This window comes from Paracoccus sp. UBA889 (assembly GCA_002294185.1).
In the GTDB taxonomy this organism is placed as follows: Bacteria; Pseudomonadota; Alphaproteobacteria; order Rhodobacterales; family Rhodobacteraceae; genus Paracoccus.
Window position 1 is genome coordinate 88,207 of sequence record DBFD01000028.1, and the last position, 13,565, is coordinate 101,771.

Annotated in this window: 14 protein-coding genes; 6 read left to right on the forward strand and 8 right to left on the reverse strand. The window is 65.0% G+C overall.

All coding sequences use genetic code 11. The annotated features are described in order from the left end of the window. The first annotated feature begins 52 nt into the window (after positions 1-52). Together B4L36_RS05270 and B4L36_RS05275 are read left to right on the forward strand one after the other, a co-directional pair. Positions 53-463: a YHS domain-containing (seleno)protein gene (locus tag B4L36_RS05270; RefSeq protein ID WP_292953432.1), complete on the forward strand. Its 411-nt coding sequence runs from the start codon at positions 53-55 to the stop codon at positions 461-463. A 238-nt stretch (positions 464-701) separates the two neighbouring features. Beyond that, a complete protein-coding gene (locus B4L36_RS05275) occupies positions 702-1,133 on the forward strand; it encodes a CoA-binding protein (RefSeq protein ID WP_292953435.1) in 432 nt (143 codons plus the stop codon). 73 nt (positions 1,134-1,206) lie between these two features. Here B4L36_RS05275 and B4L36_RS05280 read toward each other — a convergent pair whose 3' ends face one another. Continuing rightward, complete coding sequence (locus B4L36_RS05280; RefSeq protein WP_292953438.1) at positions 1,207-3,135, reverse strand: OmpA family protein; 1,929 nt, start codon at positions 3,133-3,135, stop codon at positions 1,207-1,209. A 297-nt stretch (positions 3,136-3,432) separates the two neighbouring features. Here B4L36_RS05280 and B4L36_RS05285 point away from each other — a divergent pair, with 297 nt between their 5' ends. Continuing rightward, positions 3,433-4,635 carry an acyl-CoA dehydrogenase gene (locus B4L36_RS05285; protein ID WP_292953441.1) on the forward strand — a complete coding sequence of 401 codons (1,203 nt, stop codon included), beginning with the start codon at positions 3,433-3,435 and terminating at the stop codon, positions 4,633-4,635. A gap of 88 nt (positions 4,636-4,723) precedes the next feature. Here B4L36_RS05285 and B4L36_RS05290 read toward each other — a convergent pair whose 3' ends face one another. From B4L36_RS05290 to B4L36_RS05310, 5 genes are read right to left on the reverse strand one after another with little or no spacing between them, the layout of a single operon-like run. Then, positions 4,724-5,563 (reverse strand): ferredoxin--NADP reductase, encoded by an 840-nt coding sequence (locus B4L36_RS05290; protein ID WP_292953444.1) that lies wholly within the window; start codon positions 5,561-5,563, stop codon positions 4,724-4,726. 52 nt (positions 5,564-5,615) lie between these two features. After that, positions 5,616-6,002: a DUF934 domain-containing protein gene (locus tag B4L36_RS05295; protein WP_292953447.1), complete on the reverse strand. Its 387-nt coding sequence runs from the start codon at positions 6,000-6,002 to the stop codon at positions 5,616-5,618. Then, positions 5,999-6,730, reverse strand: a complete 732-nt coding sequence (locus tag B4L36_RS05300; RefSeq protein WP_292953450.1) for a phosphoadenylyl-sulfate reductase — start codon at positions 6,728-6,730, stop codon at positions 5,999-6,001. The genes B4L36_RS05295 and B4L36_RS05300 overlap by 4 nt, the downstream gene beginning before the upstream one ends. Further along, positions 6,723-8,381, reverse strand: a complete 1,659-nt coding sequence (locus B4L36_RS05305) for a nitrite/sulfite reductase (protein ID WP_292953453.1) — start codon at positions 8,379-8,381, stop codon at positions 6,723-6,725. The genes B4L36_RS05300 and B4L36_RS05305 overlap by 8 nt, the downstream gene beginning before the upstream one ends. Beyond that, the gene (locus B4L36_RS05310; protein WP_292953456.1) at positions 8,374-8,703 is read right to left on the reverse strand and encodes a DUF2849 domain-containing protein; all 330 of its coding nucleotides are present in this window, start codon (positions 8,701-8,703) and stop codon (positions 8,374-8,376) included. Before B4L36_RS05310 ends, B4L36_RS05305 begins: the two co-directional genes overlap by 8 nt. A 100-nt stretch (positions 8,704-8,803) precedes the next feature. On the opposite strand from B4L36_RS05310, the gene B4L36_RS05315 reads away from it, so the two are divergent. Genes B4L36_RS05315 through B4L36_RS05325 form a run of 3 tightly spaced genes read left to right on the forward strand, consistent with a single transcriptional unit; the run spans position 8,804 to position 10,684 of the window. Beyond that, positions 8,804-9,307, forward strand: a complete 504-nt coding sequence (locus B4L36_RS05315) for an Lrp/AsnC family transcriptional regulator (protein ID WP_292953459.1) — start codon at positions 8,804-8,806, stop codon at positions 9,305-9,307. A gap of 37 nt (positions 9,308-9,344) precedes the next feature. Next, positions 9,345-9,656, forward strand: a complete 312-nt coding sequence (locus B4L36_RS05320; RefSeq protein ID WP_292953462.1) for a hypothetical protein — start codon at positions 9,345-9,347, stop codon at positions 9,654-9,656. After that, a complete protein-coding gene (locus B4L36_RS05325) occupies positions 9,656-10,684 on the forward strand; it encodes a hypothetical protein (protein ID WP_292953465.1) in 1,029 nt (342 codons plus the stop codon). Before B4L36_RS05320 ends, B4L36_RS05325 begins: the two co-directional genes overlap by 1 nt. Positions 10,685-10,687: 3 nt before the next feature. Here the strand turns inward: B4L36_RS05325 and mgrA are convergent, their stop codons facing one another. Both mgrA and B4L36_RS05335 read right to left on the reverse strand, forming a co-directional pair. Further along, positions 10,688-11,725 carry an L-glyceraldehyde 3-phosphate reductase gene (gene mgrA / locus B4L36_RS05330; RefSeq protein ID WP_292953468.1) on the reverse strand — a complete coding sequence of 346 codons (1,038 nt, stop codon included), beginning with the start codon at positions 11,723-11,725 and terminating at the stop codon, positions 10,688-10,690. A 136-nt stretch (positions 11,726-11,861) separates the two neighbouring features. Then, positions 11,862-13,565, reverse strand: a 1,704-nt coding sequence (locus tag B4L36_RS05335; RefSeq protein WP_292953471.1) for an isoleucine--tRNA ligase, incomplete at its 5' end; no start/stop codon positions are given.

Sequence of the window (13,565 nt, forward strand, 5' to 3'; positions counted from 1 at the left end):
ATCGCCGCCGTCCCTGCCAATGAGGACGGGTCCCCAATATTCGTCCGGCCACATGAAACCCCTGATCCTGTCGCTTCTGCTCGTTTTCGCTTCGGTCATTCCGGCCGCCGCGCAGATCTGGGCGCTTGGCGGATACGATGTGGTCAGCTACCAGAAATCGGGGCGGCCGATCCCTGGCCGGACCGATATCGCGACGATGTGGCAGGGCAAGATCTGGCATTTCGCCACCGAAGAGAACCGTGCCCGGTTCGAAGCGGATCCGCGATCCTATGCGCCCGGTTTCGGCGGCCTCTGCCCTGTCTCGCTGGCCGAGGGCACAAAGCAGAAGGGCGATCCGCGCTATTTCGTCATCATCGGCAAGCGGTTGTATCTCTTGCGCTCAGCGGCGGCCGAAAGGCAGCTTCTGTCGGCGCCGCGCGAGGTCATCATGCAGGCCCGGGAAACGCTGTCGCGGATGCGATGATGCACGCAACGCCCTGTTCGCGGGCCGTCACGCATTGCGGAAACGCGAATCACGAATTCGCGAAAGGGGTGGAACTTTTCGCCGCAGATCCCCATTTGTCTGTCAGAACATGGCCCCGGAACGGTCATGTTCGGATCACTGTCCCTCGTTCCGCGACTAGCGCCCGGCCAGAATTCTGGACCGGGCGCCTTTTCTATGCAATGGGTCTACGACCTGCGGTTGAGGAAGGAGGCTCGCCATGGATATCGACCTGGACGACGACAGGGATATTTCCCGGATCGCCCATGACGCGAAGGTCATCGCCGTCGTCGGCCTGTCGGCCGATGAAACCCGGCCAAGCTGGGGCGTCGCACGCTATTTGCAGGCACAGGGTTTCCGGATCATCCCGGTCAATCCCGGCAATGCCGGAGAGGAAATTCTGGGCGAAACCGTCTATGCCAGCCTGTCCGAAATTCCGCCCGACGCGCGGGTGGACATGGTGGACATCTTTCGCCGTTCCTCGGCCGTGCCCGACATCGTGAACGAGGCGCTGGCGGTGCTGCCCGAGCTCAGGGTGATCTGGACGCAGCTTGGCGTACGCCATGACGGAGCCGCCGATCAGGCCCGGTCGCGGGGCATCACGGTGGTGCAGGACCGCTGCCCGAAGATCGAATTTCCGCGCCACCTGTAAAGCATCAGGGTGCGGCCTCGAATGATTGAAGGCCCCGGCGTGACCGGGGCCTTCTCATTGTCTGTGGCGGCGATCACTCGGCCTGGGCGGTCTGCAACAGATCGGTGATGCGGCGCACCGACGCGCGGCGGTTCGCGCGAATATCGCCCTCGGCCCGGACTTTCAGATATTGCTCGCCATAGCCCTGCACGACGAGATTTTCGGGCGGCACATCGAAATATTCCGTCAGTGCCAGGGCGACCGATTCGGCGCGCCGGTCCGACAGCGCCAGGTTCATCGGATCCGAGCCGACGGTATCGGTATATCCCTCGACCATGAAGATCTCGCGCGGGTTCTTGGCGACGGCCTCCTGGATGACATTGCCCAGCGTCGACAATTGCCGCGCCTGGTCGGGCTTGATCGCGGCAGAGCCGGTGTCGAAGGTGATCGCGTCAAGATCGACCGGCGCGACCAGTGCGCGAACCTCGGGAATGTTGCGGATCTGGCTCAGCGTGAAGCGGCGGTCCACATTCGCCTCTTGCTGCAGGGCAGCGCGCAGCGCCGCCTCGTCCATCTGCGTCTCGGGCTGGGTGACGGGCTGGGCCGGCGCCGGCAAGGCCGCGATGTTGACGGGCGCCACCGTCCTGGTGTCGTCGATCAGCCGCGTCGAGCGGCCGTCGGGCGAGATCAGTGTCCTGCGCAGCACCCGCAGATCGGCGTCGCGGATGGTGACGACCTTGCTGCCATCCGGGCGCGTCACGATGGTTCGCGACGAGCCATCGTCGAAATTCTCGGTCGTGATGTCGGATCCGGGCTGGCGCAGCAGCGCCACCTCGTCCTTGATGACCTCTTGCGAGCCATCGGCACGGGTGACGACGACACGGTCGGGCGAGCTGAGCGCCACCTGACGGTTGTTGTTCAGATAGGATCCGACCGCCAGCGCGCCCAGTCCCAGCACCAGAGCCTTGGTCAGATCGTTGTTGTCATTGCCGTCCTTCTTCGCCGCTTGACGGTTGCCGTCTTTCTGCTGCAGCGCATTGAGCAGCGAAGTCTGGAAATCCTGCGACGATTGGCGCGAGTTGTCGCGCGTTACCTTGTCGCGCGTCACCTGACCGGTCAGCCCGTCCAGCAGGGCCTTTGCATCCGAGGCTTTCGTCTCGCGCGCGGCCTGACGGGCGCCTTCGGTCTCGCGGTTGCCTTCCTCGGCCACGCGCCGGACCAGATCGCCCTTGTCATTGGCGCGGAACATTTGCGAATCTGCGGGCGCAAGCCGCAACTGGCCATCATCCGAGCGTTCGACCAGCACGCCCTTCGGCGTGATCATCGCCTCGCGGTCGCCACAGGGATAGCTTCCTCCCGAAAGGCATTTCAGATCGCCATCGCGCAGTCCGCCATCGATCTCGGATGCCAGGACGGCGCCCAGGCCGGGCATGGTGCCGGTGCGCTTGCGCGCCACCTCACCCCTGGCCAGCACCAGCCGCCGGCCAGCATCGGCCTCACGACGCTGCCTGGACTTGGCGTCGGTGATCGCCTTGCCCAGCGTGCCCTGGCCCTGGTCTTTGCGGTCGTCGCGCTCACGGGCACGGTCTGCCTTGTTCTCGTCCCTGACGGCTTCGGCACGGCCCTTGGCGCGGTCGCCATCGTTCCGTTTCTTGTCCTTCGCCGCCCGATCCTGGCGGTCATCCTTGCCGCGCGGCCGCTGTTCCTGCCTGGCGCGATCAGCCTGCGCGGGGCGCTTGGCGTCCTCGGCCTTGCGCGCGGCGGCCTTTTCCTTCGGGCGGGTGCCATCCTTGGCGCGATCGGCCTTGGCGGGTCGCTTGTCTTCCTTGGCCTTGGCCTTGGCCGACCCGGACGCGGCATCTTTCTTCTTGCCGTTTTCCGCCTTGGTCTTGTCAGGCTTCTTTTCGTCGCGCGACTTTTTCTGCGCCTCGGCCTGCTTTTCCTTCTGCGCCCTTTCCCGGGCCTGTTTCTGCTTTTCCGCCTCGATCAGCTTCTTCAGCGTGCCTTCATCCTGCGGCGACACATCGTTTCCTTGCCCTTGCGCCTGCGCCACCCTGTAGGATGGGTTCGGCTGGACGGCTGTTTCGGCGATTGCCGCGCCTGAGGCGAAGATAGACAGGCAGGCGGCTATCGCCGTCGTGTTATGTATGATTCGGCGCATGGCGCAACATCCTCCGTCGGTGTTTCCCGGTTACCGCAATAACAGAGGTTTTTCCGACCGGTTCCAACATGCGCGTGAACCCTTTCGTGATGTGGCGCCATTGCCAGCCTTTCATCCCGCAGGCTAGAGATCGGTCAGGCAGATGCAGGAGAAGACGCGATGGCAGCCAAGGATAGCCCGGTTCCGGTCCGGTTCGACTGGGAAGATCCGTTCCGGCTGGAGGATCAACTGAGCGAAGAGGAACGGATGCTGCGCGACGCGGCCCGGGCCTATGCCCAGGACAAGCTGCAAGGCCGCGTCATCGCCGCCTATCGTGACGAGACGACCGACCCCGACATCTTTCGCGAAATGGGAGAGATGGGGTTGCTGGGCGTCACCATCCCCGAGGAATTCGGCGGCATCGGCGCATCCTACGTGGCCTACGGGCTGATCGCGCGCGAGGTCGAGCGGGTCGATTCGGGCTATCGCAGCATGATGTCGGTGCAATCCTCGCTGGTGATGTATCCGATCCACGCCTATGGCAGCGACGCACAGCGTCGCAGATACCTGCCGAAACTGGCCTCGGGCGAATGGATCGGCTGTTTCGGCCTGACCGAACCCGATGCGGGCTCGGATCCGGGGGGCATGAAGACGGTCGCGAAGAAGACCGATGGCGGCTATGTGCTGTCGGGATCGAAGATGTGGATCTCGAATTCGCCCATCGCCGATGTTTTCGTCGTCTGGGCGAAATCGGACGCCCATGGCGGCAAGATCAGGGGATTCGTGCTGGACAGGGGCATGAAGGGGCTGTCGGCGCCCAGGATCGGCGGCAAGCTGTCCCTGCGCGCCTCGATCACCGGCGAAATCGTGATGGATGGCGTCGAGGTGGGCGAGGACGCGCTGCTGCCCGGCGTCGAGGGTCTGAAGGGGCCGTTCGGCTGCCTGAACCGAGCGCGCTATGGCATATCCTGGGGGGTGATGGGCGCGGCCGAGTTCTGCCTTCACGCGGCGCGCCAATACGGGCTGGACCGTCGGCAATTCGGCAAGCCGCTGGCGCAGACGCAACTGCACCAGTTGAAACTGGCCAACATGATGACCGAGATTTCCCTGGGCCTGCAAGCCAGCCTGCGCGTCGGCCGGCTGCTGGATCAGGCGCAGGCCGCCCCCGAGATGATCTCGATCGTCAAGCGCAACAATTGCGGCAAGGCGCTGGAGATTGCGCGGTGGTCGCGCGACATGCATGGCGGCAACGGGATTTCCGAGGAATATCAGGTCATGCGACACATGGCGAACCTGGAAACGGTGAACACCTACGAGGGCACGCACGACATCCACGCGCTGATCCTTGGCCGCGCGATCACCGGGTTGCAGGCGTTCTTCTGATCCGCGTCCCGCGACGGCCGGGGGACATTCTGTCCCCCGGCCCCCCTTGAGGGTATTTGAGCAACAGAGACGCCGCGGAGGCTGCCCCTCAGACACCGTCGCCGACAAAGGCCTTTTCGACCACGAATTCCTTCGGTTCGGAATTGGCGCCCTCGTGCAGGCCGAAGCCTTCCAGCACCGCCTTCACATCGACGTTGAAGGCCAGGCTGCCACAGATCATCGCGCGATCCGTTCCGGGCGAGATCGGCGGCAGGTTCAGATCCTCGAAGACCTTCCCCGAGGTGATGTTGTCGGTGATCCGGCCCATCCGCGGCGATTCCGCGCGGGTGGTCGTGGGGTAGTAAAGCAGTCGATCGGCGAAATCCTCGCCGTAGATTTCGCCCAGAAGCGGATCATTCCTCAGGTCCCCGACCAGCTCGCGGCCATAGGTCAGTTCCTCCGCCGTGCGGCAGGTATGCATCATCACGACCTGCTCGTAGCGCTCGTAGGTTTCGGGATCGCGCATCAGCGAGGCAAAGGGCGCGACGCCGGTGCCGGTGGCCAGAAACCACAGCCGTCTGCCCGGCAGCAATGCGTCGAGGACCAGCGTCCCCACGGGTTTCGGCCGCAGGATGATCTGATCGCCGGGCCGGATATGTTGCAGCCGCGAAGTCAGCGGGCCGTCGGGCACCTTGATGGAATAGAATTCCAGTTCGTCATCCCAGTTGGGCGAGGCGATGGAATAGGCCCGCAGGATCGGCTTGCCGTTATCGCCCGGAAGCCCGATCATCACGAATTCGCCCGAGCGGAAGCGCAGGCTGGCGGGCCGCGTCACGCGGAACGAGAAAAGGCTGTCCGTCCAGTGTTTCACGGCGGTCACGGTCTGCGCGTCGGCAAGCGTCTTGGCAGGTTTCGGGGCAGCATCGGCCACGGTCAGGTCCAGCGTCATGTCTTCTTTCCTGAATGTCTTAAGGGATTTGGCGTCGCGCCGAAAGGCCGGATCAGCCTGCAAGGCGCGCGCGGTGGTCCCAGTCCTTCCAATCGGCGCGGGCCAGCCATTGTTGGGCCGGCTGGCGGGCTGCGATGTCCGGGGCGATCTGCACCTCGTCAAAGCCCACGCGACGGGCCATGGCGTATTGATCCGCGATCAGGCGGCCGGTCGCACGCAGACGCCCGGTGAACCCTATCTCGCGCAGACGGCGACCCAGCGAGAAGCCGCGCCCATCCGAGAATGTCGGAAAATCGACGGCGATCACGGCCCGATGCAGATGATCGACCAGTTCCTCGGGCGTGGTGTCGGGTGCCAGCGTCACCTCGGCGGCGATGTCCAGCGGGTGAAAGCCGTCATCGCGGACGAGGATTTGTTCGCTGTTCAACTGCTCGGTCATGCCGAAACCTTTCCGCGGACCATGCGCCCGCCAATGAAGTGAATGCCGCATTCGGATTTGTCACGGCCGCGCCAACGGCCGGCGCGGGGATCCTCGCCCGGCCCGACGGGCGAGGTGCAGGGCGCGCAACCGATGGACGGATAACCCTTCGAGACAAGCGGATGACGCGGCAGGTTGTTCTCGATCATGTAGTCCTGCACGTCTTCGGGGCGCCAATGGGCCAGCGGGTTGACGCGCAACCGCGACGGGGCCTCGGGTTCGAAAAAGTCCAGGGCGGAACGCTGACCATTCTGGAACCGCTTTCGGCCGGTGATCCATGCGTCGAAACCGGACAGCGCAGCCTCCAGCGGCAGGGACTTGCGGAAATTGCAGCAGGCATCGGGATCGACCTGGTGCAGGGTGCCGTCGGGATCGTGGCGCGCGACCTCGGCGTCGCTGGCGCCGATCACCCGCACATCGGTCAGACCCAGCCGGGCCGAAACCGCGCGCTGATAGTCCAGCGTTTCCGAAAACAGCATCTGCGTATCGATGAACAGGACGGGCAGGCCGGGCGATACGACGCTGATCATGTGCAGCAGGACCACCGATTCCGCCCCGAAGGACGAAACCAGTGCGACCCGCCCCAGATCGGGGTCGGTGACGGCACGGCGCAGAACCTCGGTCGCGGCATGGTGCCGATACCGGTCGTTCAGCCGCCCCGCACGTGTGTCGAGGCCGTGGTCAAGCATCCGCCGTCTCGGGATAGAGCGCGGCCTTGAACGGCACGGGCCCAAGGCGGCGATAGGCGTCGATGAAACGCTCGGTCTCGTCCTCGCGAAGCTCCAGATAGGCGCGCAGCAGGCGGTCGATGGCAGGCACGACCTCTTCGGCAGGAAAACCCGCGCCGGCACGCTGGCCGATGGCCGGAATGTCATAGGCATCGCCGCCCAGCGTGATCTGGTAATTCTCGACGCCCGCGCGGTCCAGTCCCAGGATGCCGATATGGCCCAGGTGGTGGTGGCCGCAGGCATTGATGCAGCCCGAGATGCGGATGTTCAGGTTGCCGATTTCGTTTTCCAGCCCGGCGGCGCGGAAATGATCCGCGATTTCCTCGGCGATGGGGATCGACCGCGCGGTGGCCAGGGTGCAGTAATCCATTCCGGGGCAGGCGATGATATCGCTGGTCAACCCGGCATTGGCCGTGGCCAGCCCGGCCTGGCGCAGGGCCAGATACAGGTCGGGCAGATCGGATTTGTGGACATGGGGCAGCGCGACGTTCTGGTCGTGCATGACCCGCAGATCGGCATGGCCAAAGCGCTCGGCCAGATCGGCCAGCAGGCGCATCTGTCCGGCCGAGGCGTCGCCCGGCGTCTGGCCCGGCGCCTTGAAGGTGACGATCGCGCTGGCATAGCCGTCGACCTTGTGAGCCTTGACGTTGGTGTCGGTCCAGCTGCGGAAGGCCGGATTTGCCTGACGCTGCGCCTCGTAGCCCGCGACCGGCGCGGTGCGGAAGGCCGGCGCGGCGAAGCGGTCGCGAAAGATCGCCAGCGCCTCGCGATCGGCGCCCAGGAAGGCCTGGCGCCGGCGCGCGAATTCCTCCTCGGTCTCGGCCCTGAACACGTCCAGCCCGCGCTCGGCCACGGTGATCTTGACCCGCGCCTTGTATTTGTTGTCGCGCCGGCCGGACAGGTTATAGGTCGCGATGATCGCCTCGATATAGGGCAACAGTTCTTCTTCCGGCAGGAAGTCGCGGATCACCTGGCCCAGAAGCGGCGTCCGGCCCAGTCCGCCGCCCACCCAGACCTCGAAACCGGTCTGGCCGTCGCGCCGGATCAACCGCAATCCGATGTCGTGAGAGGCCACGATGGCGCGATCCTTGGCGCCGCCGGAAATGGCGATCTTGAACTTGCGCGGCAGGAACTGGAATTCGGCATGGTCGGTGGACCAGCTGCGCAGCAATTCAGCATAGGGACGCGGATCGGTCACCTCGTCCGCGGCGGCGCCGGCGAAGGCGTCGGTCGTGACGTTGCGGATCGTGTTGCCCGAAGTCTGGATGGCGTGCATCCCGACCTCGGCAAGCCGGTCCAGCATGTCCGGAATCTCGACCAGCTTGGGCCAATTGAACTGGATGTTCTGGCGCGTGGTCCAGTGGCCATAGCCCTTGTCATAATCCTGCGCCAGATCGGCCAGGACCCGCATCTGGTCGGGACGGATCGTGCCGTAGGGAATCGCCACGCGCAGCATGTAGGCGTGCAATTGCAGATAGACGCCGTTCATCAGCCGCAGCGGCCTGAATTCGTCTTCGGTCAGGCTGCCATCCAGGCGGCGCACGACCTGGTCGCGGAACTGCGCCGCGCGGTGGCGGACGTAATCGGTTTCGACGGGGCGGATGTCAAACATGATTGGCTTCCGACTTTCTGGCTTGAATTCCGTGAACATAGTTGGATGGACCGGTCTGGCGGAACGCCTCGCGGAAATGCACGGGCTCGGGGCCGTTGGGGCCGCGTCTGGCCTCGACCAGATAGGGGCCGACGACCCGATCGGACTGGCCGATCGCCTTCAGCAGGGCCAGTTCGGCGATCGCCTCGTCCTCGTACAGGGTCGCCTGCGCCGGATCGGGGGACCAGCCGGCATCGCTCATCCACACGTTGTGACCTTCGCGCAGGTCGTTTGCGGTGATGACGCCTGGCCTCGCGGCGCTTGGGGTAAAGGCTTTGCTCATGGATTCGGCCCTTTCGTTTTCCTCTCACAATATAGAATTTTGTTCTGGATCTTTGCGATAGGCCGGGGAAAATAAGGACATGCTGCCAGAAGGAAGCCCAATGCCAGAAAAAACGCTTGATAAAGGCGCTTCTACCCGAACGTCCGTCCGCCTGGATGATGTGGATCGGAAAATCCTGTCCCTGCTGCAAGAGGATGCCAGCCTGCCGCTGGATCAGATTGCCGAGCGGGTGGGCGCGTCCAAGACCCCTGTCTGGAACCGGATCCGGAAGCTGCGCGAAGCGGGCGTCATCCGCGGGCAGGTGACGCTGCTGGATCCCGAGGCCCTGGGTCTGGAAGCCTGTTTCTTCGTGCTGATCCGCACCAGCGAACATGACAGGGACTGGGCCGCGCGGTTCCTGCGCGCCCTGCGCGAGCGTCCCGAAGTGATCGAGGCGCACCGGCTGGCGGGCGATATCGACTATATCCTCAAGGTGCAGGTGCGCAACGCGCGGGCCTATGACCGGTTCTATCAGTCGCTGATCGGCGAGGTGAAGATTCACAACGTGACCGCGCTGCTGTCGATGGAAGAGATCAAGACGACCACGGCCCTTCCCATCCCCTGACCGCCGGGATAGGTCTTCGCAAACGGCAAGGAAATCCATGTCCGGCATCGACACGATCTGGCATTATCCGCGATGCTCGACCTCGCATTTCATGTTGCGGGCCCTGCGTGGCGCGGGCATCTCGGTCGTGATGCGGGACGATTGCAAGCAACCCTTGTCCAAGGCCGAACTCGCGGCGGCGCTGACTGTTCTGGCTCTGGCTGCGCGCGATCCGGGATCGGGCGATCCGGCGCCGGCCATGGCCGCCAACCCGGCGGGGACCGGGCGTGCGGCTGACTTCGCGCCCGGCCGGGCCCGCCTGCACCGCCCGCAGCAAGCCGTCCTCGATCCTCTGGCTCGAGCCGCCTGATGACCGGGGCCGCGCGTGACCCGGTTCCCGCCCCTGCTTGTGCGGCGACGCCAAATCTGCTGATCGTCGCGCAGGCCGGACGGCTGGAATACGAGGCGATGATCCTGGCCGCCAGCCTGCGCCATTCGGCACCCGGCTGGACCGGCCGCCTGCTGATCGCCGAGCCGCAGCCCGAGGGCGCGTGGGAAGGCCATGAAACCCTGATCGCGCCCGAAACGCGCGAGGTGCTGGACTGGCTGGGCGCCGAAATCCTGCCCTTCACCGCCCGGCACTTCGGCGCCTCCTATCCTCATGGCAACAAGATCGAGGCGCTGAAAGTGCTGCCCGCCGGCGAGCCGTTCCTGTTTCTGGATACCGATACGCTGATCACCGGCCCGCTGGACCGCGTCGCGTTCGATTTCTCGCGCCCCTCGGCCTCGATGCGGCGCGAGGGCACATGGCCGATACCGCCGATCTACGGCCCCGGCTATCACGGTATCTGGAAATCGCTGTATGACCGGTTCGGCCTGGACCTGATGCCAAGCCTCGATCTGTCGCAGCCGGACGAACATTGGGAACGCTATCTCTATTTCAACGCGGGCTGGTTCCATGGCGCGGATCCGGTCGAATTCGGCGCGCGGTTCCGCGACTGGGCGCTGGCGGTGCGCGATGAACCGGGAGACGCGCTGGCCTGCCAGAGCCTCGATCCCTGGCTGGACCAGATCGTGCTGCCGCTGGTCATCCACAGTTTCGGCGGCGGCCGTCCGGGCCCGGACCTCGCCGGGCTCGATGGCGCTGTGACCTGCCATTACCGCAACCTGCCGCTGCTTTACGCCAAGCAATCCGACACCGCTGTCGAGGTGCTGGAAGCCGCGGTCGCGCATCGCCGGATCAAGAAGCGTCTGCGCGAATGGACGCCCGCGAAACGGCTGATCTATCAGGGCAAGGGACGCGAAAAGGTGCGGACCATGTTCGACCGGCGGGCCTTGCCCACGAAGGAGCAGCCGATTCGCAACCAGTTGAGGAAGAAGGGCTGGTGGCTGGTCTGAGCCCTATTCCTCGCCCGCCCCTTCCGAGGACCGCGCCCAGATGTTCACGTCGCCGCCCGCCGACAAGTCGTCGATTCGCGCCAACTCGGCCTCGGTGAAGTCGGTGTTCTGCAACGCGCCCACGCAATCCTCGACTTGGGACGGCCGCGATGCGCCGATCAACGCGCTGGTGACGCGCCCGCCGCGCAGAACCCAGGCAACGGCCATCTGCGCCAGCGACTGCCCGCGTTCGGCCGCCAGATCATTCAGGCCGCGCAGGCGGCGGATCATGTCGTCCGACAGCCAGTCCTGCGACAGCGACTTGCCCTGCGCTGCGCGGCTGTCCTGCGGGATGCCGTTCAGATATTTCTTCGTCAGCATTCCCTGCGCCAGCGGCGTGAAGACGATGCTGCCAATGCCCAGATCGTCCAGCGTTTCCAGCAGACCGTCATTCTCGATCCAGCGGTTCAGCATGTTGTAGCTGGGCTGGTGGATCACGCAGGGGGTGCCCAGATCCTTCAGGATCGCCGCCGCCTCGGCCGTGCGCTGGCTGTTATAGCTGGAAATCCCGGCATAGAGCGCCCGGCCCGACCGCACGATATGGTCCAGCGCGCCCATGGTTTCCTCCAGCGGCGTGTCGGGATCGAAGCGGTGCGAATAGAAGATGTCGACGTAATCCAGGCCCATTCGCCTCAGCGACTGGTCGCAGGAAGCGATCAGCGACTTGCGGCTGCCCCAATCGCCATACGGGCCGTCCCACATCGGATAACCGGCCTTGGAACTGACGATCATCTGATCGCGAAGACCCGCGAAATCCTGACGCCGGATCTCGCCGAACGCCTCTTCCGCGCTTCCCGGCGGCGGCCCGTAATTGTTCGCCAGATCGAAATGGGTGATGCCCAGATCGAAAGCCTTGCGACAGATGTCGCGCTTTGTCTGATGCGGTGTGTCATGGCCGAAATTGTGCCAGAGCCCCAGGCTGATCGCGGGCAGTTTCAGACCCGAGCGCCCGCAGCGGCGATAGGTCATCCGGTCGTAGCGGTGGGAATCGGGTTGATACATCTGGTCTCTCTCCTTTGTCTTGCGGCCCGGCCGCTGCATTCCGCCCGGATCGGACCCGCGGCATCCGGACGAACGATCGCGCGGCGGGATCCGCCCGCGACCGCCAATCCGCGCCAGGGCGCGGCTCGCCTTTCGCTCATGCCCCGTCCAGCACCGCGTCGCAGCGCGCGCATACACCCGCATGGTCATGCGTCCCGACATCGGGCAGAATTTTCCAGCAACGCTGGCATTTCTCGCCCTCGGCGCGTTCGAAGACGACGCCCAGGCCGGGCGCCTCGGCCATGCGGAATGCCTCGTTCGGGGCGGGATCGGCGGTCAGGACCATATCCGAGGTGATGCAGATATCGGCGAAATGCACGGATTTCAGCGCCGCCAGCATCTCGGGATCCTCGACATGGACGACCGGGGCGGCCTCCAGACTGGCGCCGATGGTCTTGTCGGCCCGCCTGATCTCCAGCGCGGCGGTCACGACACGGCGGGCGCGGCGCAGGTGATCCCATTTCGCGGCCAGGGGCTCGTTCAGCCAATCGGCCGGCGTCACGGGGAAGTCGTGCAGATGCACGCTGTCGGCCTCGGACGGGAAGCGCGACAACCAGACATCCTCGGTCGTGAAGGGCAGGATCGGCGCCAGCCATGTCACCAGGCGATGATACAGGATGTCCAGCACCGTCCGGGCCGCACGCCGGCGAATGCTGTCCGGCGCGTCGCAATACAGCGCGTCCTTGCGGATGTCGAAATAGAAGGCCGACAGATCGACGGTGCAGAACTGGAACAGGGTCTGGAACACGCCCTGGAAATCATAGGCGTCATAGCCCCGGCGCACGGCGTGATCCAGCTGCGCCAGCCGGTGCAGCACCCATTGCTCAAGCTCGGGCATCTGGGACGGATCGACCTTTTCCGCCTCGTCGAAACCGTCCAGCGCACCCAGCAGGAATCGCAGCGTGTTGCGCAGCCGGCGATAGCTGTCGGCGGTGCCTTTCAGGATCTCGGGGCCGATGCGGCTGTCGGCGGTGTAATCGACCTGTGCCACCCAGAGCCGCAGGATATCGGCGCCATATTGATCGACCACCTCGGCAGGCACGATCGTGTTTCCCAGCGACTTGGACATCTTCATGCCCTTCTCGTCCAGGGTGAAGCCATGCGTCAACACGCCCTTGTAGGGCGCGCGTCCCCTGGTGGCGCTGGCCTGCAACAGCGAGGACTGAAACCAGCCGCGATGCTGGTCGGTGCCTTCCAGATACAGATCGGCGATGCCATCGGGGCTGCCATCGGCGCGGTCGCGTATGACGAAAGCATGGGTCGAGCCGCTGTCGAACCAGACATCCAGCACGTCCATGACCTGATCGTAATCGTCGGGGTCGGCCACGCCGTCCAGCATCCGGGCCTTGAAGCCTTGGCGATACCAGACATCCGCGCCCTCGGCCTCGAACGCGGCCACGATGCGGTCGTTGACGCGGCTGTCGCGCAGCAGGAAATCGGACGCATCGGGTTTGGCGCCCGTCTTCACGAAACAGGTCAGCGGCACGCCCCAGGCGCGCTGGCGCGACAGCACCCAGTCCGGCCGGTTCTCGACCATGGAATGGATCCGGTTGCGTCCGGTCTGTGGCGTCCAGGTCACCAGCTTGTCGATGCTGGTCAGCGCGCGGGCACGGATCGAGGCGCCGTATTCGCCCATGCCGTCATCCAGCGGCTTGTCGATGGCGGCGAACCATTGCGGCGTGTTGCGATAGATCAACGGGGCCTTGGACCGCCAGCTATGGGGATAGGAATGCTTGGTCTTGCCCTTGGCCAGCAGCGCCTCCGCCCAGGCGAGGGTCTTGATGACGCTGACATTGGCGGG

Coding starts and splice junctions, on each gene's coding strand:
- B4L36_RS05315 (WP_292953459.1), top strand. CDS start 8,804: ATGCCAGAAAAAACGCTTGATAAAGGCGCTTCTACCCGAACGTCCGTC.
- B4L36_RS05320 (WP_292953462.1), top strand. CDS start 9,345: ATGTCCGGCATCGACACGATCTGGCATTATCCGCGATGCTCGACCTCG.
- mgrA (WP_292953468.1), bottom strand. CDS start 11,725: ATGTATCAACCCGATTCCCACCGCTACGACCGGATGACCTATCGCCGC.
- B4L36_RS05305 (WP_292953453.1), bottom strand. CDS start 8,381: ATGTTTGACATCCGCCCCGTCGAAACCGATTACGTCCGCCACCGCGCG.
- B4L36_RS05290 (WP_292953444.1), bottom strand. CDS start 5,563: ATGACGCTGGACCTGACCGTGGCCGATGCTGCCCCGAAACCTGCCAAG.
- B4L36_RS05300 (WP_292953450.1), bottom strand. CDS start 6,730: ATGCTTGACCACGGCCTCGACACACGTGCGGGGCGGCTGAACGACCGG.
- B4L36_RS05275 (WP_292953435.1), top strand. CDS start 702: ATGGATATCGACCTGGACGACGACAGGGATATTTCCCGGATCGCCCAT.
- B4L36_RS05310 (WP_292953456.1), bottom strand. CDS start 8,703: ATGAGCAAAGCCTTTACCCCAAGCGCCGCGAGGCCAGGCGTCATCACC.
- B4L36_RS05285 (WP_292953441.1), top strand. CDS start 3,433: ATGGCAGCCAAGGATAGCCCGGTTCCGGTCCGGTTCGACTGGGAAGAT.
- B4L36_RS05325 (WP_292953465.1), top strand. CDS start 9,656: ATGACCGGGGCCGCGCGTGACCCGGTTCCCGCCCCTGCTTGTGCGGCG.
- B4L36_RS05295 (WP_292953447.1), bottom strand. CDS start 6,002: ATGACCGAGCAGTTGAACAGCGAACAAATCCTCGTCCGCGATGACGGC.
- B4L36_RS05270 (WP_292953432.1), top strand. CDS start 53: ATGAAACCCCTGATCCTGTCGCTTCTGCTCGTTTTCGCTTCGGTCATT.